This window comes from Rhizobium sp. RCC_161_2, assembly GCF_041355235.1.
Classification (GTDB): Bacteria; Pseudomonadota; Alphaproteobacteria; order Rhizobiales; family Rhizobiaceae; genus Rhizobium.
In genome coordinates, this window is record NZ_JBFUPL010000009.1 from 179,529 (window position 1) to 203,298 (window position 23,770).

The following is a 23,770-nucleotide window of genomic DNA, read 5'->3' on the forward strand; positions in this document are numbered from 1 at the left end:
GCATTGCTTGCCAACTTGATGCTGACGCTCGGCGACAAGGAATGATAGCTGGCGGCCAGTGAAGGCTGTCTTGCCGGCTACTCAGGAGTTGAAGCGATGCGCGGCGCTCTCCAGCGGATTAACCCAGACCATGGCGCCCGGCGCGAAGGGTGTTTCTCCCTCCGCGCGCACGACCATCTCTCCCATGTCGGTGATATCGAGATAGATGATCGCCTCAGCACCGAGGCGCTCGACATGACGCACCTTGCCTTGCCATTGACCGTCGGTTTGCGACAATCTGATATGCTCGGGGCGGATTCCATAGGTCTTGCATCCGAAGCGCTCGGCGATTTCGCCGCTGTAGAGGTTCATCTTCGGACTGCCGATGAAGCCGGCGACAAATGGTGTGGCCGGATGGCGATAGAGCTCCATCGGGCTGCCGACCTGTTCGATCGCGCCGCCCTTCAGGACGACAATCTTGTCGGCCATCGTCATGGCTTCGACCTGGTCATGGGTAACATAGATCATCGTCGTTTTCAGCCGGGCATGAAGCTCCGATATTTCCAGCCGCATCTGCGCTCTGAGCGATGCGTCGAGGTTGGAAAGCGGCTCGTCGAACAGGAAAACCTTGGGGTCGCGTACGATGGCGCGACCGATGGCGACACGCTGGCGCTGGCCGCCGGAGAGCTGTTTCGGCTTGCGGTCGAGCAATTGAGAGAGCTGGAGCGTGTCGGCGGCGGCACGAACCTTGGCCTCGATCTCCGCCTTCGGGCGGCGGGCGAGCGATAACCCGAAGCCGATGTTTTCCGCGACGGTCATATGCGGATAGAGCGCGTAGCTCTGGAACACCATGGCGATGCCGCGCTCGGAAGGTTCGGCATGCGTCACGTCCTTGCCGGCTATGGTGAGTGCGCCTGAGGTCGATTCCTCCAGACCGGCTATAATACGCAGCAAGGTCGACTTGCCGCAGCCGGACGGTCCGACGAAGACGACGAATTCACCGGAGCGCACCTCAAGATCGATCCCCTTGATGACTTCGAGCGCGCCAAAACTCTTGCGGACCTGCTTCAGAGTAAGTTCAGCCATTGCACTAACCTTTCACTGCGCCGGCCGTCATGCCCGCCACGATCTGCCGGTTGAAGAAGATGAAGACGATCAGGGGAGGGATCGTGACGAGAAGGATGTTCATGAAGAGCAGGTTGTACTGGCTCGTATACATGCTCTGGAAATTGTAGAGTGTGAGCTGCACGGTGACGTTCTCCTTGCCCGGCAGGTAATAGAGCGGGTTGGTGAAATCGTTGAAGATCGCGATCGACTGCACGACGATGTTCGTGACCGTTACCGGCTTCAGGAGCGGCAGGATGACCCGAAAGAAGATCTGCCAGGGCTTGGCGCCGTCGATCCGCGCGGCTTCGTCGAGATCGCGCGGGATCGTCGCGATGAACGATCTGAATAGAAGGGTCGAGAAGGAGAGATTGTAGGCGACCTGGATCAGGGTCATGCCTGTGATCGTCTTGAACAGGCCGAGTTCCTGCAACAGCCCGATCGTCGGCACGACGGCGGGCGGCATCATCAGGCCCATGAAAAGGGCGATGGACGCCACCGTATTCCAGCCGGTCCTTCGCCGCTGCATCACATAGCCGACCATGGCCGACAGCAGGATCAGGATCGTAACCGAGACGACGGTGATCAGCGTGGAATTGAAATAGGCGAGAACCAGCTGATAGTCGCGTGCCTTGAACACGGCGACCAGATTGTCCCACAGCAGCCATTGTTCCGGCAGGCCGAAGTTCAGCCGCGAGGCCTCGGATTTCGATTTCGCTGCCTGCAACAGCACGAAGACGAAGGGCAGCACGAAGATCACCATGGCAACCGCCAGCGCGATCAGCCCGCCGATATAAGGTCGCATCTTTCTCATTCTTCGACCTCGTGCCGGTTGAACCATAGGGTGAGCGGCAGGATGATGATGGCAATCAGCGCAAACAGGATGACGTTGCCGGCGGTCGACAGGCCGTAGAAGCCGGCCTGGTACTGCTTGTAGATGACCGATGCGATGACGTCGGACGAAAAGCCCGGCCCGCCGCGGGTCATGGACCATATGAGATCGAATGATCTGAGGCCGCCGATCAGCGACAAAGTGATGACCGTGATCATGGCCGGACGCACGAGTGGCAGGGTAATCCGAGAAAACTGCTGAAACCGCGTGGCCCCGTCGATGCGGGCCGCCTCATAATAGTCGGGACTGATCGCGGCGAGACCGGCTATGAAGATCAGCGTCGCCAGGCCTACGCCCTTCCACAGGTCGACGAGCGCCACGGAAAAGAGCGCGAGCGCCGGATTGGTCAGCCATCCGGGGCCAGGGATCCCGAGCATTTCCAGCGCGACATTGATGATGCCCCTTGTCGGATGCATCATCACCGTGAAGGTGATGCCGATACCTATGGTCGAGACCAGGACGGGGAAGAACACCAGTGTGCGTAAAAGACCGCGGGCGAAGATGTTACCGGTCAACAGCACGGCCAGCAGAAGGCCGCAGATAGTCTTCAGTCCCGATGTCGTCACGGCATAGATCAGCGTGTTCACGAGCCCCTGGACAAGGAAAGGCTCGGAAAAGAATTGTCGGAAATTCTCCAGCCCGATGAATTCCGCCGTTACCAGATCCCAGCGCGTCAGGCTGAACCATAGCGACGAGATCGTTGGAGCCAGAAACAGCACGCCGTAGATGATGGCGGCCGGGATGAAGAACCACAGCGGGTATGGTGATTTGTGCGAGCGCGGGCGTGTCTCGGTCATGGCTCCCTCTTCGTTCGGGTGGAACCTCGCCCGCGAGGGGCGAGGCTGGTATTCCCGAAGGGCGCGCTACCAGTTGGGGATGCCGAGCTGTTTTGCCTGTTTGCGGACATCGTCGTCATAAAGTGCTGCGGCGTCAGCCGGCTGGCGGATGCCGGAGCCGACCTCGACGGTAATCTGTTCCAGCGACGGTCCCTTGATCGGCGAGGAGAACTCCAATGCCGGCGTTGTCATGCCTTTCGTTTCGAAATAGGGAAGCATGTCCTTGACCGAGGGCGGTACGTCGGCGGGCAGGGGGCAGCCATTGACGAGAGACGGCCCCTGGACGGTATTGGTCGCCATCATGATCTTGCAGCCCTCGACGCTGCCGACGAAATCCGCAAATTTCCGGGCCTCGTCGACATGTTTGCTGGCGATCGGGATGTAGAGGGCGGCCGGCATCCAGACGGTCAGGCCGTTCTTCGATGCGTCGTCTCCCGGCTGGGCAAAGAAGCCGACATCGTCGAGGTTGTCGGAATAGTCCTGCTTAAGGGCGCCGATTGCGAAGGTCAGCATCGGATAGTGCGCGGCTTCCCCCGTCGCCACCATCCGGAGCCCATCATCATAGCTGGCAGCGCCGAAATCGTCGTTCATCAGGCCGGCGTCATGTACCTCCTTCAGATGCTCGAAGCCTTTCATGGCGGTCGGCGTCGTGGCGTATTTGACCTTATTGTTGGTGTAATCCTCGGCGAAGTTCGGCACTGCGGCATTGAGATTGTAGTAATCCGCCAGAACGAAAAGCTGCGAGGTCCAGGTGTCGCGATAGGTCTGGGCGACGGCCACCTTGCCAGCCGCCTTCACCTTCTCGTTGTTGGCCATGAACTCGGCCCATGTCTTGGGAACGGTGAGGCCGAGCTCTTGGTAGATCTTCCTGTTGTAGAAGATTCCGCCCCCTTGAGCGGTACCGAAAGGGACGCCGTAAACCTTGCCGTCGGCGCGCACCACCGCCTTGAAGCTTTCATTCACGTTCGCCTGTGATGGCAGGTTGCTCAGATCGACCAATGTCTGCCCGGGTTTGATGGCCTGCATCAGCGAACCGGAATTGTAGAGGAACACGTCGGACATCTCGCCGGTCGCAAGGCGCGTCTTGATGATATTGTCTCCCTCGCCGCCGCCCGGTCGTTGTTCGACGTCGATCGAGACATCGGGGGCTTTCTTCTCATAGGCAGCAACCAGCGCCTCGGCCGCCGCGACCGTGTCGGGGCTGTTGTCGATCAGAAACGAGAGTTTGGTTTCGGCCTGCGATGGACCTGCTGCGATCAATACGGCGAGCGCCGACGCGGCCGCGAAAACGACTCCAATACGCTGTGTCATGACGTTCCTCCTCCGAACGATGAGACATTGAACGATTATGCAGCTTCAGGGCTTGGGAAGCGTGAAGACGATCTCATGCGTTCCCGGATCGACAGTCGTCTCCCCAACGACAGGCTTTCCATCGACCAACGGGTTCTGGTGCCGATGTCCCGGCCGGAACCGTCCGACGCAACCCTTCGGCAAGGTCAGCCGATAGGTCACCTTGTCGCCGTTCAACTCCCACGCGGCTTCAATGCGGCCCTGACTGACATCATGATGGGCGGTGACCGGCGACAGCGATGGGATCGGCGCGGGATCAATGACGACTTCGGCAAAGCCTGGTGTGCTTGGGCTCGGCGAAATGCCGGCAACGCTTTCGAACAGCCATTGGCAGACGGCGCCATAGGCATAGTGATTGTAGCTGTTCATGTCCGGGTCGTAGATGGTGCCGTCGGGCGCCAGCGCGTCCCAGCGCTCCCAGATCGTCGTCGCGCCCTGTGCGACCTGATAGAGCCAACCCGGCACCTCCTGCTGAAGGAAGACCTTCTCGGCAAGATCGTCCAGGCCGAGCTTCGTCAGGGCCGGCAGCAGAGCGGGTGTGCCGATAAAGCCGGTGCCGATCTTGTAGTCGGCATCGATGACTACCTGGCGGAAATGCCGCTTGGCCGCTTCCTGGTGCTCGGTGGGGATCAGATCGTAGAGAAATGCCAGCGCATAGGACGTCTGGTCGTTATGCGCGAGGCGACCCGACGGAGTGATGAATTCGTGCGCGAAAGCTTGCCGGATCTTGTCGGCGCGTGCCTTCATCCGCTCTTCGAGCGAGTGATCGCCGAGGACGCCTGCGATCTTCGCCAGAAGGTCGCTGGAGATGAAGTGGTAAAGCGTTGCCGCGCAATCGTCTCCGATCGTCGGGCGCGGTTTGCGGTTGTCGCCGATCGGCTGGAGCCAATCGCCGAAGGTAAAGCCTCGGTCGCCCCAGTGGGACGGTGGCCGCACGATCGGACCGTCCGAGATCGACCAGACGAAGTCGACCCATCGCACCATCGAATCCAGGCACTCCGAGAGAATCTCACGGTCGGCATAATGCGTATAGAGCACCCAGGGGATGACGACGATCGCATCGCCCCAGCCGGTCGAACCGGCAAAGCCGGGGAAGTGCTCCGGATGCAGGCGTGTCGGGTCCGGTGAAAAATGGGAAACCGCTCCGTCCGGTCGCTGATCGGCCATGACATCGCGCAGATATTTTCGCAGGAACGACTGGCAGTCGGTCAGCCAACATGCGGTTGCCGCAAACACCTGGGCGTCGCCGGTCCAGCCGAGGCGCTCGTCGCGCTGCGGGCAATCGGTCGGCACCTCGATGAAGTTGGCGCGTTGCGACCAGATGGTGTTTTGCACAAGCCGATTGACGAGTGCATTGCCTGAGGTGAAGCCGCCGGCAAGGATGGGAACGGAGGAGATCGGGACCGAGGCGATCGCGACGATTTCCGCCTCGCCCTTGATCGTTATCCGGGCATAACGAAAGCCCTGGAAGGTGAAATGCGGGGCATAGGTCTCATCGCCACCGCCGCGTAGCGTATAGATCGTATGCGCCGGGGCGGTTCGGTAATTGCGGTTGTCGAAATAGCGATCCGGCCCCAGAACCTCGGAATGTTCGACCTGCACTTCCGCGCCGGCTGCGCCTCGAACCGTATATCGCACATAGCCGCCAACGTTCTGGCCGAAGTCGTGGATCGCGCGACCCTCGTCATCGCTCCAGCTTTCGACTGGGGCGATCGGTTGCAGCTCCTTCACCGGTGCGGTTTCGTGAGCGACAAGCAGCGTCTTGTCGAAGGATAGCTTGTCCGTGCCGTGGGTCTCGGAAAGCGTTTCCTCGCGAGCGTCATAGATCTCGCCAAAATAGATACCGGATTTGTGGATCGGCAGCAGGCCGCTTCGCCAGCTCGTGTCCGTCGAAAGAATGATACCGGTGGGGCCGATCAGGTCCACGATCGCCGCTGTCCTGTCACCCCAGCAATCGGGAACGGCCTTCCACATCAGCGGGGAGCGATACCATCCGTCAGCAAGCCAGATCTCGATACGGTTCGCGCCGGATTTGAGCAGGCCGGAGACGTCGTAACGCTGATAGGCAATGCGATCGTCATAATTGGTCCAGCCCGGCGTCAGCAGGTCGTCGCCGACGCGCTTGCCATTGATGAAGCAGCGATAGAGGCCGAGCGCCGAGATGAAGAGTTCGATGGGGCCGGCTGCGTCGTCCAGATTGAACGTCTTGGCGATGAAGCTAGCAGCCGTGCCCTGACCTTGGTCTGACAGCGGCGCGATCATCCCGCCCGCCCAGTCACGCGAAGCCCGGTTGCCTCTGATGGCGGATGGCTGAAAGTTCATCAAATCCTCCCATTTGTGTAGAACGTTCTCCGTATAACGTTCTACATTTTTTGCCGATGTGCAATAGAAAGTTTGCAGGTGTTCTGTCATGGTGAGTGGACGCGTGTCGCACGACTCGCGGATCAGGTCTGGGAATTTCATGTCAGTCGATAGTAAAAAACCGCCGGAACGGGCCGATCGGGTGACGATCCGAACGGTTGCTGCGCATGCGGGCGTGTCGGTCGCCGCAGTCTCCAAGGTGATGCGCAATGCTTATGGCGTCAGCGACAGCCTCCGCGCCAGGGTGACCGGTTCTATCGAGGAGCTGGGATATCGTCCATCACGGGCGGCGCGAGGGTTACGCGGTCAAACTTTCACGATCGGGGTGCTCCTCATCGATATCCGCAACCCGTTTCTTCCGGAGGTCATTGCCGGCGTCAACGCTGTTCTAGGCCCTTCGCACTATCAGGCAATGATTGGCGTCGGCGAAGCCCGCATGCAACTGGAGACGTCGCTGATCGAGTCGATGATCGACTACAAGATGGACGGACTTATTATGGTTGCGCCTCGCTTGCCGTCCGAGATCATTACGAGATTTGCTGCTCAGATTCCAATCGTCGCCGTCGGCTATCACGACCCGACGGCGGATGGCTTCGATACGATCAATGCCGACGATCAGCGCGGCGCGGAGATTGCCATCGAATCGCTTCTGGAATGCGGCTATCGCGACATAGAGATGATAAGCCAGCGTGCACGGGAGGGGCATAAGGTTTCGGTCGTCCGGCAGCGCGAAATAGGGTATCGGCGTGCCATGCAGCGAGCCGGCTTCGGTTCCTCGGCGCCGATCACCAATATTCCGCTTGAATCCCCCATGCGCGAAGAAACCATCCGCAAGTTCCTGGCGCGCAGCGACAGGCCGCGCGCCATTTTCTGCTGGAGCGATATCGATGCCATTGTGGTGATGAGCATGGCGGCGGAAATGGGCGTGCGCGTGCCTGAGGATCTGGCGGTTGTGGGCTACGACAATTCATCCATCGCTGCCCTTGGCCTCGTCAATCTCGCCAGCATCGACCAGTCCGGCAGGGAGCTCGGCCAGACAGCCACCCGCACGCTATTGTCGCGTATTGAAGGTCGCAGCGAGGCGGTGCATATCCTGCAGATGCCATCATTAGTGGCCAGGCGAAGCCTGATTGTGAACCGGCTCTGAACAATGACCTCCTTGAGATGCCGCTCAACAATATGAAATTATAGGAAAATCGGAACAACAACGGGGTCATGGGCGACGCCCGTTGCACTTGCAGATGCGCTTACTTGCTCTTTGCGCCAACTTGCCGCGCCGCTGTTTCGATGACGTCGGCAACCTTCTCAGCTTGCGACGCGAATACGGCGTGACTTGCCTTGATCTCGGTCACCACGCTGCCCGCGCGCTTAGCCATTTCGCGTTCCAGCTCAGGATTGATGGAGCGGTCTTCGGAAGCAACAATTGACCAGCTCTGCTTTGTTTTCCAAGCGGGGTCCCGGCCTTGGCGGAAAAAGCTTCCTTCGAGGCGAAGACCTGCGACCTTGCCAGAAACGCTGCGTCATCTTTCGGCAGGTCGGCGGCGAAGTCGTTAGCGAACGCGGCGGGGTCGAGATAGAGATATTTGCCATCCTTCGTTTCACGGATATTCATGCCGCCAGCGGGCTTTGAGCTTGCGAGGCTGAGCAGGCTTTCGCCACGGTCTGGCTGGAAGGCTGCGACATACACGAGACCAGCGACAATGGGGTTGTGGCCGGCTTCGGTGATCACCATGCCGCCATAGCTGTGACCAACGAGAAGCGTCGGGCCGTCCTGCAGGTCGAGCACCCGATTGGTTGCGGCAATATCGTCGGCAAGTGACGTGATCGGCTCCTGTACAATCGAGACATGGAAGCCTCGCTGGACGAGAATATCAGATGCCTTGCGCCAGCCCGAACCATCAGCGAGCGCACCATGCACGATAACGATGTTTTTCACATCGGCAGCCTGGGCTGCGAAGGCAATCACGCTTGTGGCGAAGGCGAGAGCGAGGGTCGAGATGTAATGACGGTTCATGAGTTTGACTCCTGTCTGTTGTGAGTGGTTTTGGCAAGGGAGATGGGGTTTCAGCCGAACGTGAAGGCGTAGGCTTCGACGCCTGGATCGAGGAAACGGATTTCAAACCTCCGTTCCTCCACGTCGCCGGATTGGCGGACGAGTTGGTAGAGTCTTGTTGATGTCACTGTGCCGTAGCCGTCAGCATCGATATCTGCGCCATGGTTGGGTCCGGGAGCCTTGCCGTCGATCGTTACCTGGAAGCGGACGGGCTTGTCGGCAGCGCTGGGTCCGACGACCAGATGCAGGTCGCGGGCGCTGAAACGATAGACGATGCTACCATCCGGCTGGTCCAGCACGGCCTGCTCTGCACCAACCGTCCAGGTTCCGGAGAGGCCCCATTCATTCAGGCCCGGTTCGTCGACGGAATATGCGTTGGCGGCATCAGCACGCAGGCCCTCAGGAGAGACGAAGCCGGCGGCGCGTTTGTAGCCGAGATAGTTCTCGCCGGAACGGATGTTCTTGAGATCCGGGCTTGCCTCGGCGCCTTTTGCGTCCGGCGTCACTGGCGCGGTCGCGGCCATGTCACCACCGGCGTCGCGCAAAAGGTCTTCGATCGCCTGCTCGGTCTGGCGATAGTTGCCTTCGCCGAAATGGTGGTAGCGGATCTGGCCCTTTGCATCGATCAGGTAATGTGCAGGCCAGTAGCTGTTCTCGAAAGCGCGCCAAATCTTGTAGTCGTTGTCGATCGCAACCGGATAATCGATCTTGAAATCGTCGACCGCCTTTTTGACATTGTCGATTTTCTTTTCGAAGGCGAATTCGGGGCGTGCACGCCGATCACAACCAGGCCCTGATCCTTATACTTTTCAGCCCAGGCACGGACGTAAGGTACGGTGCGAATGCAGTTGATGCAGGAGTAAGTCCAGAAATCTATCAGGACGACCTTGCCGCGCAGTTGCTCAGTCGTCAGCGGCGGCGAGTTCAGCCATTCGACCGCGCCATCCAGTGAGGGTGCGAGACCTTCAACAGGCAGATTGCTGCGAAACGGCTGTTTTGTATCAAGGGCGGCATCCATCGCGCCATTGCTGGCAACTTCGGGAGCAAGCTCGGCGGCAGCTCTCTCATGCAATTGGTCAAGTACGGCCCGTTCGAAGCTGGCCGTGCTGGCATAAGAAAACCGCGCCAGGAGGCCGGTGTCCAGACCAAGGGCAATGACGGCAACGCCGGCCAGAACCGCGGCACCCAGCACCTGGCGAATACGCTCGCTGACGCCGAGCGACCGTTTCATGCCGGCAAAGATCTTGCCCCCGACGAGGAGGGCAACAGCAAGCGATGTTGCGGCACCAGCGGCATAGGCGACCAGCAGAAAAGTCGTCTGGAGATTGGCGCCTTGCAATGCCCCACCCGTCAGCACGAGGCCGAGGATCGGCCCGGCGCAGGGTGCCCAGAGCAGCCCGGTTGCAACGCCGAGAATGACGGAGCTTGCGGCAGTCGGTGCGGAGCCGGGTTTGCCTGACGCATTCAGCAGCCTGTTGCCGAAGTCGACGACCGGCTGGGTAATGAGGCTTGCAACCCGTGGCGACAAAAGGCTGACCCCAAAGACCGCAAGAAGCAGGATTGCGGCGAGGCGGCCGTATTCATTGGCATGGATCGCCCAACTTCCGCCGACCGCCGCAAGCGTCGCGACCAGTGCGAAAGTCACACTCATGCCGATCAGCATGGGCAGCGTGCTTCGGATAAAGGGCTGTCCCGCGCGGGCAAAAACGAAGGGGAGAATGGGAAGGATGCATGGGCTGAGGATTGTCAGCGCGCCTCCAAGATAGGCAATGATGAGAAGTGTCATCGTCGTTTCCTTGAAACCGGTTGGTCGGGTTCTGGACGGCGATGGGGCACGACCAGCAATGCGGCCAATTTGGTCGGAGCGACGTATCCCGGATGTGTCCGGCTTCCATAAGAAATGTACCGCAGTGTAGGACCCGCCGGGTGCACGACAAAATGACACAAATCACCGGCGGCCCGTTGGGTGGGGCGCAGCGGATTGTATCAGAACGTATCGAGGGCGCCCGATGCTACATGCGTATTCAATTCCGAGGCAGGCGGAACACAAGGGAGATACATGCAGCTGGCTTTCTTCCAATCACGATCAATCGAGATGGAGAGAACAATGTCCCCTGAATTCAACGACCAGCGCCGCCGCTTCTTTGGTGTCGCCGCGATGACCATTGCTGCCGCCGAGTTCGGCATGACCGCGATCGCGAATGCCCAGTCACCCGCTGTTCCCTTGGCGACGCTCCAGGCGGGAGGGCACACATCGTTCGCAGCGTTGAAGCAGATCAAGGCAGGCGTGCTCGATATCGGATACGCGGAGGCCGGTCCGGCAGATGGCCCCGTCGTCCTGCTCCTTCACGGCTGGCCTTACGACATCTACAGCTATGTCGACGTCGCACCGATCCTGGCCGATGCAGGCTACCGCGTCATCATTCCCTATCTGCGCGGCTATGGGACGACCCGCTTCCTTTCGGACGAGACGCCGCGTAACGGCCAGCAGGCGGCGCTGGCCGTTGACATGATCGCCTTGATGGATGCACTCGGCGTCGAAAAGGCAATCCTCGGCGGGTATGACTGGGGTGCGCGCACCGTCAACATCATGGCGGCTCTCTGGCCCGAACGCTGCGAAGCGATGGTTTCCGTCAGCGGCTATCTCATCGGTAGCCAGGAAATCAACAAGAAGCCTTTGCCGCCGAAGGCGGAGCTGGCCTGGTGGTACCAGTTCTACTTCGCCACCGAGCGCGGTCGGCTCGGCTATGCCGCCAACACGCACGAGTTTGCAAGACTGATCTGGCAGACGGCATCGCCGACCTGGGCATTCGACGACGAAACCTTCAATCGTTCGGCAGCAGCGTTCGACAATCCGGACCATGTGGAGATTACCATCCATAACTATCGCTGGCGGCTCGGTCTTGTCGAAGGCGAGGCAAAATACGATGCCTATGAAACGCGCCTTGCGATGGGACCGACGATCACTATCCCGACGATCACCATGGAAGGCGATGCCAATGGCGCGCCGCATCCGGAACCATCCTCTTATGCGAAGAGGTTCTCCGGAAAATACGAGCATCGAAATATAACGGGCGGCATCGGGCATAATTTGCCGCAGGAAGCGCCGCGAGCGTTTGCCCGGGCCATCCTTGATGTCGCGAAGTTCTGACTGATAGTGCTGTTGCGAGAAACCCCTTTACTCGCGGTAGCTGACACGAACTAATAACGGCAGCAAAGCGGCCAATGATATTGATTGAAAGATCGAAGATGGAGCATATCGACCATATCCTGATCGTCGATGACGACCGCGAAATTCGCGAGCTGGTATCGAGCTATCTGAAGAAGAATGGTCTTCGCACGTCGGTTGCTGCCGACGGCCGGCAGATGCGCAATTTTCTCGAGACCAGCACGGTCGATCTGATCGTGCTTGACGTGATGATGCCGGGCGATGATGGACTGGTCCTATGCAGAGAGCTCCGCGCCGGCAAGCACAAAGCCACGCCGGTGGTCATGTTGACCGCACGCGATGACGAGATGGACCGGGTCATCGGGCTCGAAATGGGCGCTGACGACTATCTGCCGAAGCCTTTCGCGGCGCGCGAGCTTCTTGCCCGCATCAAGGCTGTGCTGCGGCGAACCCGCATGTTGCCGCCCAACTTGCAGATCAGCGAGGCCGGCCAGCTCCTGACGTTCGGCGACTGGCGGCTCGATACGGTTGGCCGGCATCTTCTTGACAGGGACGGGACTGAAATCGCGCTGAGTGGAGCGGAATATCGTCTGTTGCGGGTTTTCATTGATCATCCGCAGCGCGTGCTCAACCGAGATCAAATCCTGAACCTCACGCAGGGCCGCGATGCCGAACTGTTCGACCGCTCGATCGACCTTCTGGTCAGTCGTCTGCGCCAGCGGCTCGGCGACGATGCACGCGAGCCGACCTACATCAAGACGGTGCGGGCTGAAGGCTATGTGTTCTCCGTGCCGGTCGAAATTTCGGTGCCCAGGACATGAGTGAAGGCAGCAAGCTCCGTTTCGGCTGGTGGCCAAGCACGCTACGCTCTCGCCTCTTCCTGATCCTATTTGCCGGACTGGCGATCGCCTATAGCCTCTCGTTCAGCATCCTTTTTGCCGAACGCTACATGTCGGCCAAGGCCGTCATGCTTGGTACGCTGGAAAGCGATCTAGCCACATCGATCGCCGTGATCGACCGGCTGCCTGCCAACGAACGGGCCGAATGGCTGGACCGCCTGAGCCGTGGCAACTATCGCCTTGTTCTTGGGCCGGGTCTTCCCGGTGTGCCGGATATGTCGGGCCGTGGAGCGGAGATTGCAAAACGGATAGAGGAGGCGGCAGGCAACAGGTTTCCGCTCCGCATCGAAGCCATTCCAGGTGACGGCAAGCGGCTGCAGGGACATGTGACGCTTTCAGACGGTTCAGTGCTCACCATCGACGTGACGCCGCGCGGCGTCATGCCGCTGGCCGAATGGCTGCCCTATGTCTTTGCCGCACAGATGGTACTTCTGATCTTGTGCACCTGGTTTGCCGTGCGCCAGGCTGTGCGCCCGCTGGGCGCGCTCGCTGCCGCGGCCGATGCGCTCGACCCGAACAAGAAAGATTCTCCCATGAGCGAGGAGGGACCGAGCGAAGTCGCCAATGCGGCACGCGCCTTCAACGCCATGCGCGACCGTATCGCCCACTACCTGGAAGAACGCGTGCAGATTCTCGCGGCGATCTCGCATGACCTGCAGACGCCGATCACGCGCATGCGCTTACGCGCAGATATGGCGGAAGATTCCCCTGAAAAGGACAAGCTGGTCAGTGATCTGCACGAGATCGAGCGGCTCGTGCAGGACGGTATCATCTTTGCGCGTAGTGCACACGGCAATGGCGAAAAGACCTCCCGCATCGATCTTGCATCCTTCATCGACAGTATTGCCTACGATTATCAGGACACCGGCAAAGCGGTCACGGTTACAGGCATCGTCCAGGGCACCGCCGTGACGAAACCGCATGCGTTGCGGCGTATCCTGACCAATTTCATCGACAACAGCCTCAAGTTTGCGGGTGCGGCCGAGATCAGCGCCGAACGGAAGGGCGAGGGAAATACCGTCATCACCGTCAGCGATCGCGGGCCAGGTATTCCGGACGACAAGTTGGAGGCCGCCATGCAACCGTTCTATCGGCTTGAGACTTCGCGCAGTCGCGACACCGGGGGCACAGGGCTTGGACTGGCCATCGCTCAGCAACTTGCCGTCTCGCTTGGCGGAGCAGTGAGGCTCTACAACCGCGTCGGTGGGGGCCTCGCCGCAGAGATATCGCTGCCCTGAGGAATGCCCATTTTGTAGTGCATTTCGTGTGAAAAGGTAGACCGGCGCGCAGCCGTTACGCTCTGATACATTTTAGCCCTTTCCGGAAACATGCCGGATACGTCGAGGCATCAAAACGCTCCTGTCAGCAACGTCGCCCCATGCGACAGAAGGAAGGAATGTCCGATGACCACGATTGAAAAGGTACTCTATAGCGGCAAGACCCACACCACCGGAGGTCGCGACGGCGCAGCGCGCAGCGACGATGCACAGCTTGACGTCAAGCTTTCGCCCCCGGGCAGCGGCAAGCCCGGCACCAATCCCGAGCAGCTCTTTGCAGCCGGCTGGTCCGCCTGCTTCATTGGCGCCCTGGGCATTGCAGCTGGCAAGCGCAAGCTGTCACTTCCGGCGGATACGGCAGTCGATGCCGAAGTTGACCTTGGCGTAACGGAGGGTGCTTATCTGCTGCAAGCCCGGTTGAATGTCAGCCTTCCGGGCCTTGATCCAGCCCTTGCAAGTGCGCTGATCGACGAAGCCCACCAGACCTGCCCCTATTCCAAGGCGACACGGGGGAATATCGCAGTTGAGCTGAAGCTTGCCTGAGCAGTTTCGCAAATCCAGGGAGTGTTTGATGAAAGGCTTGATCGCTGGCATGCTGGCACTTGCGGTTTTTGCAGCGCCTTGCGTCTATGACGTGTTCTCGCTGGAACCATCGCCCGTGGCCGCGCTGGCCACAGCCGTTGGTCTTCAAGGGTAGATAGACCGGGAAATCGGCGAGGGAGCGACCGCGGAAACAGTCGCTCCCCTTTGCCATCGGGACTTGTTGGGTTCGTCCTCGAGTATAGCCGCGGCCTCACGCGCCGAGGGATCGGCTTTGAGGGGAGGGTAGTCGAGCATTGCTTTCAGGTTCGGATCGCAAACGGTGGTCGGACCGTCTTATTTGGTGTTCCCGCTTCATGAATGCTCTGGTAGGGATAACTGTGCGGGTAATTGCTCGTCCGGATCGAGCTCAGATGTAAGCGATATGCGTATGGATCGGACTGGGTTTCTTGCAGCAAGGGGCATGTGGCCGTGACGACGGTTATGACCATCATCACAGTTATCCTTATTGCAGCGGTGATGTTGCCGCTGTTCCTGTTTCTCGTATTTGCGGCGGCGGATGCGTTGGGGCTTTCGTTCGCCGATCGCATCCTTGGTGTAGCCGTCCACGCGGTGATAATCGAGTTCGCCATAGGTAGCGTCGTTGGCGGCTTCGCCATAGTTGCCTTGGCGATCTGGGGAAGCTTGTATTTTCCGGAGACGGCGCACCGGCTCCTGTCGCTGATCCTTATTCCCGTCGGTTTGTGGCGCGTGTGGCGGGGTGTGGTGATCTGGATTTCGGGTGATCGGACGCAGCCATCATCCGATCCAGCGAAAAAGCAGGCGAGGCGCTGAGACCGTTTAGGGGCATAGGGCTGAGAGGGTCACCTGAACCGATGGGGTGGTTGCCGCCTCCGAATGGCGCGTCGTAGAGAGCTGGAGGGCCGCACTCAAGAAGTCCTGGCTCTGCGCACTTGGACCGTTCGTTGCGCAAGGGTGTGATCAATCCCGTTGGCAGTGGGTAGATCCTCACGAGTAGTTTTTGCGGCAATTACTTGAGGCGGTATTTCCATATTACCCTCCAAAACGTGATGGCCAAAGGCCGAGTTGCATGCTTCAGATGCGAAATATGTCGATGGGAAAACCAAAGCGTAGGTTACGCATGCATTCGGCCCTTCTGGCCGATCTGTTGAGCAGCATTCCGACAGCTGAATGAACGAAGCCCGAATGATGTGCGCCAAGCAGCGCAGGGATTTGTTCTAAAGCGGCATGTAAAGCGACGCCGCCAATCTCACAAGATCGGCTTGACGCTGACAGCCGGTTTTTTCGAAGACATGAAGAAGGTGGGTTTTGATTGTGCTCACCGCGAGCCCCAGCTTCGTAGCAATATTGCCTTGCGTTTCTCCGGCCACGATCATCTCCAAGATTCGTGTTTCGGAAGGCGTGAGATTGTACAGCATCGCCAAGGCGTCTGCGGGTATGTGGAGGGGAGCGGGAGACGATGACATAAAGATTGCAGCAGTCGCCACGCTCCGGCTGATATCCCGATGGATTTCGTGGTGATGAAGAGACCTGATATGAAGGATCATCGGCGTACCATCATCGCGCGTCACCGGAACCTCGGCGCTGCGCAACCGCGAACCGATTGCAACTGCCTGCACGACTTCCTTGAAGGCAATTGTGGCGGCCAATCGTCCTAAACTAAGCTGTCCATTCTTAAGTGCGAGTGGATCCTTGAGGCTCAGCATCGTTCTCGCGGCAACATTGGCATACATGCATGAAGCATGCTTATCGACCAGAATGATCGCTGAATTGAATGCGTCCAAGACAGAGGCGAAGGTAGAGATTTCTATTGTTTGCAGCCTAAGGGCCCGGTCGACTTCAATCATTCCTGCCCCCTATTGTATATCGTCTGGGCCGATCAGACCTTTGTGTTTTCGTCAGCACGCCATATGCTTGGCGTAGCTGGGTGTTCATGGTCGTGCGCGTGGTATCAACTCCCTGCGCAACGTCGATTTGATAGAGCATCGATCAGAATGCGTGATCCATCGGTGTGAACCGCACTGCCACAGATGGCCGGAAGCAATCAGCCGACGGGTTCGGCGACAAAATAGTCCCGAACAATCTCATCATTTCGCAATATTCATCTCCGCTCTGAGCTCGTTCTGATGGCTCTGATCCAAACAGATGCCCGTGAATTCACCGTGAATTCAAAGTGAAAGGTCCGCAAGAATTTGCTCTCACGGACAAGACTTCTGATCGCGTCAACGATCAATCGCCTCGATCAGGCGGATCCGGCGCAGCGTATTGACGGGATAGTCGCTGTCGAGAAGGCGCTCCAAACGAAAGTCCGGTTCGTTGACCCGCATGAGAGCGAGCACGCGCTGCAATGCTTCCTTTCGCCCGGCGTGCTTGTAGAGCGCAATGAGATAACGCAAAGGTGCAACGAAGGAGGGTCTGAGAAGTAGCGCTGCTTCGGCGTGATCCGTCGCTTGATCATAGGCACCCTCGGCTGCAGCAGACATGCAACAGAAGAATTCGACGAAGGACCTGTAGTCGCCGCTGCCCGACAGGCTGAGCGCCTGCAGCGATGAAGCACGGCTTTCCCTGAGATTGCCAAGGGCGAGTTCAGTATTCGACAGGATGGCATGGTTGACGGCATTGAGCGGGTCGGCTTCCACCGCGCGGCGTGCCAGAAGAAGCGAACTCCGTTGCGAGCCTCCGGACAGATACTCGATGTGAGCACGGACACCGAGTGATATTGCACTGCCCGGTGCGTCGAGCAGCGCCTCCTGGGCAAGCGTTTCGATATCAATCTGCTCCGACAGAAAGGCTGTCGATCTATGCTGAAAGTTCGCTATGTTGCGCACGAACGCCCGCCAGGCGAGAATCTGTGGCCGCCCGTCGTAGCAGTAAGCCTGTGCGAGATATCGGTCTGCCTGACGCAGGCTGTGTTTGTCGAACCGGAAGATTGACTGACGGGCGCGATTGACAAGGAGAGCCGCGCAATCGCCGATGACAAGATTGCCGCTCCATGTCCGGAAGGTCGACAGAATTGCCTCCACAGTCTCTAAAGCTGCCACCATGAGCGCGGCCTCATCGCGTCCCATGTCGCGAGATAACAAGTGGAACGTCTTCGACCAGAATATCCGTTGATCGGCAACGTCACTGACAATCATGTGCAGCTGTATCTGCTCCAGAGCGCCGCCAGCGACGATTTTAACAGCCATGCCTTGATCAGGGGGTAAACCAGAATGGAAGGTATCGTCGTTCGGCTGAAAAATCTGCAAATCGGCGAAGTCGAGAAGCGAGGTTGTCATCAGCGCAAGCAGTGATCCGATAGCCATATCGACTCCGGGTGCGACATTGCCCGAAACGTAAAAGAAGACCGCCGGCGCTATTTTGGTTGGCCTGGATGTTGGTCGCGGGGCCTCCCGGGATGTGCTCGCAAAGGCTGATCGCCGGTCCCTGATCCATTGCTCGAATTCTTGGTCGGGCACGTTCAGATCTGCGAACAGCTCCAAGTCCGCCGGTTCCAGATCGCTGTGCCCGTCGCCATTGAGCTGAACCGTGAATTGGCTGGCATCTAGTCCGACACTTTCCCGATCCGCTATGAGAACGGACGCATACGTGCCAAGGCTGCGCCTAATCTCGGTGAGCGCTTGTCGCAAGCTTTCCGAACCCTGCTTTGAACTTCTTTCGCTCCAAAGCTTGTCCTGGAGCCAGACGCGCGCGCGTCGGTGGCCGGGCGCCAGCGCGAGCAACGCGATAAGAGCCCGCGCTCTCATCCCGCGCGGGGTCACCTCGTGTCCGGAATCGTCGACAAGCTTGAAGCGTCCGAATGCCGAAAGAGTGATCACTTCTCACCTGCCCCATGAAGATGTGAACTTCGATCGGGCGCGGTGCGGTACTTGAACTATCTCTGATACAAGTTGTTACTCAAATCCGCGGTCCCAATACTGAATTTATCGTAGGAAGAAGAATCAGACAACGGCGGTTCTGCTCGCGCTCCCGCGGATTGGAAGGGGAAGGGCGTAACGTCGCTCGTCGAGCCCGTATAGTCGGGAAAGGCAAGGATAGCCCAAGCCCGGAATGCAGCAACACCCTTGGATACCTGCAGGGTATAGTCGAGCGATTGAGTGCCGGGCACCGCCGAATTGCTGCCGATATTTCGGAAATACCGCTTGGCGGCTGCTTCGTCGAAAGGATCGCTCGGCGCATCCGGCAGAAGTGCGTCTGCTTCCTTTTCCTCGGAGGATCCCGGCAGGACGGCCCGACCCCAGTCCAAAGCCCGTTGATGGCAGGTGATGCAGGCGGACATCGAGTTGTCGAGTGGACCGTTGGCCCGGCCGAAGAGACCCAGAGTATGGCGGGGAAGAGCATAAAAATGGGCTGCCGCTACCGGATTGATCCAGCTTTCTTTCGCGACCGCACCTTTTAGCAGGTAGGCATCTGCGGTAAGGTTGGGATCGCTGCCCCAGATAAGTCCTACCGGGATCAGCCTTTCATACGCCGTGTCGCCCGGTTGTGCGGCGTCATACATGAACGTGCCGAAAAACCAGCCGTTAGGAGAGCGGTTGTCCTTGATCGAAATGTCGACTTGCAGAAGACGCATCGTGATGATGGCGCCGTCGGCCCCTGCTGCCACTCTCCATTCTTTCGAACCTGTCAGATAGGGCACCTGAGATGGTGTTGCGGTGGTAAACAGCATTTTCACGCCGACGGCCCCGTCGGGGAACGCAAAACCTTGCGTCTTCGGAGAGGTTGGGTCCTTCCAGATTTGCCCCAGTCCGTAACAGGCTATATCGTTGTAGATACCAACAGCCCAGGTTTTTGCCGGGATTGTTTGTCGCTCGTGCAACTCCTGTTGCCGCGACACACGCTCGCTGGTCATTCCGTGCAAAGGCTCGCGCAGCATATGGAACCACGGCGCGTTGCACCAATGCTCCGTTTTGTTGTCCTCGATCCGCCAATCGATATCATCGCGGGCATTCACCTTGGTTGCATAGTGTAGCACCGCCATCATGTATTCGGATGGGTTGTGAATCGGATCGATCATTACCCACGGGAGAGCGCTTGCGTCCGGTATGCTGGCTGGAAAGTCGTAATGATTCTGGAATTTCCGTTCACCGTCCCCGCCCTTGAGTGGGCGACCACTGGGACAGTTAAACAAGGCCGTCGCCGCCGCGGCAAAATCTTTGTCCGTCGACGTCACGCATTCAGCATGCGCCTGGCCGCACCAAAATCCAACAAGCAACAGAAGTATCGGGAAGATTGCCTTCATCGTAACGTCCTCACGTTGCAATAAAACTGAATGATGGGTTGATTAACCTTCGATCGGGATCGACACTATGTTCCGGATTTTTGATGGGATGCTGTTTTTTTGAAAAGTATAATTCTGTCTTCAGGCAATATTTTTAAAGGATTGACGACCTGCGGAGTGAGGCAGACCTTGGTCTCTCGCGATTTGTGAATGTCCCTATCTCATTCTGCAAAGAGGCTCGGCGGAACGAAGACGGCGCAAACGTTGCGTCGCATCCGCGTTCCAAACAACGCATCTTTCGTTTTTCGTTCCAGATTTTTCTGATGTTGGCATCAACCGTTTGGTGGACATGCGTGTGGTTAAGGCGCGCGACGCAGTGCGATTTGAGGAGCCAATCGCGTGGTCCAGGCATGGAGATGCAATTATAAATTGTGCATATTAAACCCGGCATTCGGCGCGCGAATTCGTGCTGTTCGGCCATTGGATGCGTCGAGGTTGAGGCAGTCGCCTCCGCCGCCAACTCTGCATAGTTCAATTTGGGCAGAAATCTGGAAGTCTTGAAGTATCCACCAAATGGGGGATGCCAACCCTAAGCAAATTTGAAAGGTTGAAATCGTCAAGTAAAAAATACACGGCCAGGGTGAGTATTTTGCGTAGGGCTGTGAGCAACGGGCGAGTGAACATGGCTGATCTTGCTAATGCGATACGAGCCACGGCTTGGCAAGGAACTGCATCTCAACGCGTTCCTGGATTTCAAGGGATGCGGGTCGGCAAGGGGCTCGCATCACGGTCGGGCGCGCCGTTTTCTGAAGGCGTCGGCGCGCAACCGTGCTGCCAGCCTGGCATGGGGGCTGCCAGGCTGGCAAACACGATCACATTAGGCCCAGGTATTGTAAACCGTTGCATAGAGTGGACATGGCATTATGCTTGACGGTTTGGAAAATCCCGCAGGGCATCTGATATCCTTCGCCCTGGCCTATCTTTTGCTGGCGATCTCTCCTGGGCCGAATTTCATGATCGTTTCCGCCGCCGGGCTGCGCTCGCAGCGCGCAAATGCCATTGCCGCAGCTCTTGGCGTCGCGTTCGGTGCCTGTCTGCTTTATCTTGCAGTAGCGCTCTGTGCCGGTCTCATGCCGGTAAGCGATACGACGAAACGGCTAGGCGCGATATTCTTCGGTACTTACCTCGTATATCTCTCTGTCAGATCCTTGCGCCGCAGCCGTGTGGTGGCGAGATGGACGCATTCAACGATGGCTGAACCCACATCAGGCTATTTCAGAATGGCTTTCCTCACCGCGATCGCCAATCCTGTCACCGCAATGTTTTTCGCGTCCTCCCACCTTGTCGCATCCTCTTCTTTCCTGACCGCGGTTTGCGCTGCTGTGATTTTCGCCATCGCGGCGAGCTGGTTTACCATGATCGCCGTGATGGCATCGAACGGCAGGCTGCAATCGCTTTCGGCGCGTCACCTCGATCAGTTTGATCTACTCTTTGCAGCGGTATTTCTGTTTCTCGGTATAACGACACTATTGTCTTCACTTCCGTAAGTGTTCGCGCTCAAGTTCTGAGCCGGTTTGGGTGCGTCTTTGATGCCTCGCTGTTGAATTCCCCCGTGATTTAACCCGGCTTTTCATTTGGCGCTAACCCCGTGAGGCAGGTACAGGCCCCATGATGATAAATGGCTTGCGGCCGCGGGCTTTTGCTCGTTCGCCGGCGGCCGGGTTCCGCCAAAGGGGTAATGTTCATCGCCATCGAAGTCGCAAGTTCCAATCCCTTTAAGGCGGCCGATATAAGGTGGCATACCCCGCATGATCCGGGTCAGATGTTCATGCATACCGAGTCTGAAGCAGAGCTAATGGATGGGGAACAAATCCCAATCGGCGTCGCGGTGACCCAGGATGTCCGAAGAGATGATGTCCGCCGCGATCTGGCTGAACGTTATGCCATTGCCGCCGAAGCCCATCGTTACGAAGACGTTTTTCATTCCGGGGAGGTGGCCGATCATCGGCAACCCGTTTGGTGTTACACCGAAAGCAGCCGACCATGTGAAGTCGGGCTTGCCGATCGATATGCCGGTGAGATCACCCAGCTTCTCAACAAGAGTTTTCGCCTTCGTAGCGGCTTTTGACGAATCTTTGTAAGCATCCTCGCCATCTTCATCCTCACCGCCGACAATGACCCGGCCATCCGGCGTCGCACGGAAATAGAGATATGGATCCGAGCCCTCCCAGACGAGATAGCGATCAAGCCATTCCGGCCGCTTCAAGCGCGGCCGGCTGGCCAATGCCCAGGTCGAGATCAGCTTCTGACTCTTGTTCGCAATCGTCTCCAGGAATTCGTAGCCCGTGCAGAAGACGACATGGTTTGCCGTGATTATCTGTCCCTCGGACGTCGAGACGACGACGTCTTCATCGGAACTGCGCACGTCCTTGATTTCGACGCCCGCGGCAATTTCGATGCCGTGGGTTTTTGCGTTTCGAAGCAATGCTGCGGTCAGTTGTGCCGGATCGGCTGACGCTGAGATCGCGCTGTCGATCGCCGCGCTCCGATGAAGCCCATGTCGTTCCCGAAGAGTGGCAGCGTCGAGCAGTTCCGCTTTGATCCCAGCCCTGGTTCTGGCGTCGACCTCCGCGTGAAGTGCTCGAGCGCCATATTCCTCACCCGACAAGAACAACGTGCGTTTTCTCTCAAGGGCACATTTCAATTCGAGGTCCCGGACAAGGCTGACAAGCGCCTCGACTGCATGCGCCGAACGCTGCCAGACACGTTGTGCTTTCTTCACGCCGACCATCCTCGTCAGCATGTGCAAGGGGACATCGATCTCGTGCTGTATCATCGCCGTGCTGGCCATGGTGCTGCCACGCACGGGCTGTCTGCGATCGATGACAACCCGCCAGCGCCTGCGCCATCAGCGCACCGCTGATCCCCGCGCCAACGATGACGACGTCAAATGAGGTTGATGATGACCTCTTCCTCGACACTACCGAAATTCTCGGAGAGGCCGCCCACAGGGGTTGGTCGTGGCGCAGGCGCTGCTTATGGGTAAGGGGCGCGGAATTATCCAATGGAGAGACCCGAACGGGAGGATGCGATGCCACTTGCCATCGCCTTGCGGTCGAACAATGGTCGTAGGGCCGCCCGCTTTCGCAGGCGGCCCACTTTTCAAAGCGCCTTCATATCATCGCGTTCGCGACCGCCGATGACGGCGGCGACTGCGGCAATGAATGCACCGATCAGGAGCGACAATGTCCCGAAAAGAGCGAGTTTGGCGCCGGCTTTGCGCGTAGCCTCTGCAGCTTGCTGAGCCTTTTCCTTGGCGTCGGCAACATTTTTCAAGATTGTGTCCACTCGCGTTTTTGCCTCGGCGTCGGACAGGCCGGTCTTCGCAGCGACCAGCTGTGTCAGATAGGTCTGATCATCCGCAGATATGCTGCCGGCAACCGCGCCATTGGCAAGGATTGTGGCAACCTGTGCTGCCGAGGTGTCGCTTGCGTTAGCATTTGCGGGAAGCTTCCGCGGATCGGCCGGACGTAGCAGACTGTCGACGAAGTAGGAGCTGCCTCCCATGCTCTCGCCGGCTTTGGAAACCGCCGCGGTGGCGGCACCGGATGTCACGGTGGAAGCGGCTTGGACCCCTGCGCCGACGATCGATGAAAGGGCAGAGCCGAGAACGCCGACGACAACCAGCGTCGCCAATGCCCAGGTCAGCAGACCATGGGCGGTGTCCCGGAAATAGACTTCATCCGTATGGACCGACACCCATTTCGTGCGAAGGCGGCCAGTCAGATAGCCGCCGATACCGGCTGAGAGCCACTGGACAATGATGAGCCAGATAGCCGCCGAGATCGAAACGGTGGCAATCCCGGCACTTTGCGAGGACCACGGCGACACCATGGTGAGGCCTAGTCCGGATCCGAGCAGTGTCAGGATCAACGTCACCCCGGCAGCGGCGAGCGCTCCCGCGATGATCGGCGCCCAATTCACGCCGGAGGCGGACGATTCAGGAGCCGTGGCGTATGCAGCATTTGAGTCGATTGCTGGCATGATGTGCTCCTATCGTACGAAGAG

18 protein-coding genes and 2 pseudogenes are annotated in these 23,770 nt (G+C 58.6%); 8 read left to right on the forward strand and 12 right to left on the reverse strand.

Annotation, left to right across the window (positions count from 1 at the left end):
* Window positions 1-81: 81 nt before the first annotated feature.
* The 5 genes from AB6803_RS22650 to AB6803_RS22670 form a co-directional block, all read right to left on the reverse strand.
* Window positions 82-1,065 carry an ABC transporter ATP-binding protein gene (locus AB6803_RS22650; protein ID WP_371111008.1) on the reverse strand — a complete coding sequence of 328 codons (984 nt, stop codon included), beginning with the start codon at window positions 1,063-1,065 and terminating at the stop codon, window positions 82-84.
* 4 nt (window positions 1,066-1,069) lie between these two features.
* On the reverse strand, window positions 1,070-1,897 hold the full coding sequence (locus AB6803_RS22655) for a carbohydrate ABC transporter permease (RefSeq protein ID WP_371111009.1): 828 nt from the start codon (window positions 1,895-1,897) through the stop codon (window positions 1,070-1,072).
* Window positions 1,894-2,772, reverse strand: a complete 879-nt coding sequence (locus AB6803_RS22660; protein ID WP_371111010.1) for a carbohydrate ABC transporter permease — start codon at window positions 2,770-2,772, stop codon at window positions 1,894-1,896. The genes AB6803_RS22655 and AB6803_RS22660 overlap by 4 nt, the downstream gene beginning before the upstream one ends.
* Before the next feature lie 66 nt (window positions 2,773-2,838).
* Window positions 2,839-4,122 (reverse strand): ABC transporter substrate-binding protein, encoded by a 1,284-nt coding sequence (locus tag AB6803_RS22665; RefSeq protein WP_371111011.1) that lies wholly within the window; start codon window positions 4,120-4,122, stop codon window positions 2,839-2,841.
* 45 nt (window positions 4,123-4,167) lie between these two features.
* Window positions 4,168-6,483: a family 78 glycoside hydrolase catalytic domain gene (locus AB6803_RS22670; RefSeq protein WP_371111012.1), complete on the reverse strand. Its 2,316-nt coding sequence runs from the start codon at window positions 6,481-6,483 to the stop codon at window positions 4,168-4,170.
* Window positions 6,484-6,622: 139 nt separating this feature from the next.
* Here AB6803_RS22670 and AB6803_RS22675 point away from each other — a divergent pair, with 139 nt between their 5' ends.
* Window positions 6,623-7,669: a LacI family DNA-binding transcriptional regulator gene (locus tag AB6803_RS22675; RefSeq protein ID WP_371111013.1), complete on the forward strand. Its 1,047-nt coding sequence runs from the start codon at window positions 6,623-6,625 to the stop codon at window positions 7,667-7,669.
* A 100-nt stretch (window positions 7,670-7,769) separates the two neighbouring features.
* On the opposite strand, the pseudogene AB6803_RS22680 reads toward AB6803_RS22675, so the two are convergent.
* Window positions 7,770-8,536, reverse strand: a pseudogene (locus AB6803_RS22680) (alpha/beta fold hydrolase).
* Between the two features lie 50 nt (window positions 8,537-8,586).
* Window positions 8,587-10,361, reverse strand: a pseudogene (locus AB6803_RS22685) (cytochrome c biogenesis protein DipZ).
* Window positions 10,362-10,682: 321 nt separating this feature from the next.
* On the opposite strand from AB6803_RS22685, the gene AB6803_RS22690 reads away from it, so the two are divergent.
* The 6 genes from AB6803_RS22690 to AB6803_RS22715 all read left to right on the forward strand — a co-directional run bounded on the left by AB6803_RS22690 (window position 10,683) and on the right by AB6803_RS22715 (window position 15,294).
* Window positions 10,683-11,726, forward strand: coding sequence for an alpha/beta fold hydrolase (locus tag AB6803_RS22690; protein ID WP_371111014.1), 1,044 nt, complete (start codon window positions 10,683-10,685; stop codon window positions 11,724-11,726).
* Between the two features lie 98 nt (window positions 11,727-11,824).
* Window positions 11,825-12,565, forward strand: coding sequence for a response regulator (locus AB6803_RS22695; protein WP_371111143.1), 741 nt, complete (start codon window positions 11,825-11,827; stop codon window positions 12,563-12,565).
* Complete coding sequence (locus tag AB6803_RS22700) at window positions 12,562-13,881, forward strand: sensor histidine kinase (RefSeq protein ID WP_371111015.1); 1,320 nt, start codon at window positions 12,562-12,564, stop codon at window positions 13,879-13,881. Before AB6803_RS22695 ends, AB6803_RS22700 begins: the two co-directional genes overlap by 4 nt.
* 165 nt (window positions 13,882-14,046) lie before the next feature.
* On the forward strand, window positions 14,047-14,463 hold the full coding sequence (locus AB6803_RS22705) for an organic hydroperoxide resistance protein (protein ID WP_371111016.1): 417 nt from the start codon (window positions 14,047-14,049) through the stop codon (window positions 14,461-14,463).
* A 28-nt stretch (window positions 14,464-14,491) separates the two neighbouring features.
* Window positions 14,492-14,617 (forward strand): hypothetical protein, encoded by a 126-nt coding sequence (locus AB6803_RS22710; protein WP_371111017.1) that lies wholly within the window; start codon window positions 14,492-14,494, stop codon window positions 14,615-14,617.
* A 326-nt stretch (window positions 14,618-14,943) separates the two neighbouring features.
* Window positions 14,944-15,294 carry a hypothetical protein gene (locus AB6803_RS22715; RefSeq protein ID WP_371111018.1) on the forward strand — a complete coding sequence of 117 codons (351 nt, stop codon included), beginning with the start codon at window positions 14,944-14,946 and terminating at the stop codon, window positions 15,292-15,294.
* A 404-nt stretch (window positions 15,295-15,698) separates the two neighbouring features.
* Here the strand turns inward: AB6803_RS22715 and AB6803_RS22720 are convergent, their stop codons facing one another.
* From AB6803_RS22720 to AB6803_RS22730, 3 genes are all read right to left on the reverse strand, one after another.
* Entirely contained in the window at window positions 15,699-16,328 is a 630-nt protein-coding gene (locus tag AB6803_RS22720; protein WP_371111019.1) for a LuxR C-terminal-related transcriptional regulator, read from the reverse strand.
* A gap of 375 nt (window positions 16,329-16,703) precedes the next feature.
* Window positions 16,704-18,299 (reverse strand): hypothetical protein, encoded by a 1,596-nt coding sequence (locus AB6803_RS22725; protein WP_371111020.1) that lies wholly within the window; start codon window positions 18,297-18,299, stop codon window positions 16,704-16,706.
* A 56-nt stretch (window positions 18,300-18,355) separates the two neighbouring features.
* A complete protein-coding gene (locus tag AB6803_RS22730; RefSeq protein WP_371111021.1) occupies window positions 18,356-19,723 on the reverse strand; it encodes a hypothetical protein in 1,368 nt (455 codons plus the stop codon).
* A 914-nt stretch (window positions 19,724-20,637) separates the two neighbouring features.
* On the opposite strand from AB6803_RS22730, the gene AB6803_RS22735 reads away from it, so the two are divergent.
* Window positions 20,638-21,249: a LysE family translocator gene (locus AB6803_RS22735; RefSeq protein ID WP_371111022.1), complete on the forward strand. Its 612-nt coding sequence runs from the start codon at window positions 20,638-20,640 to the stop codon at window positions 21,247-21,249.
* Window positions 21,250-21,554: 305 nt separating this feature from the next.
* On the opposite strand, the gene AB6803_RS22740 is transcribed toward AB6803_RS22735, so the two are convergent.
* Complete coding sequence (locus AB6803_RS22740) at window positions 21,555-22,568, reverse strand: NAD(P)/FAD-dependent oxidoreductase (protein ID WP_371111023.1); 1,014 nt, start codon at window positions 22,566-22,568, stop codon at window positions 21,555-21,557.
* 296 nt (window positions 22,569-22,864) lie between these two features.
* Window positions 22,865-23,746, reverse strand: a complete 882-nt coding sequence (locus AB6803_RS22745) for a hypothetical protein (RefSeq protein ID WP_371111024.1) — start codon at window positions 23,744-23,746, stop codon at window positions 22,865-22,867.
* Window positions 23,747-23,770 lie beyond the last annotated feature (24 nt).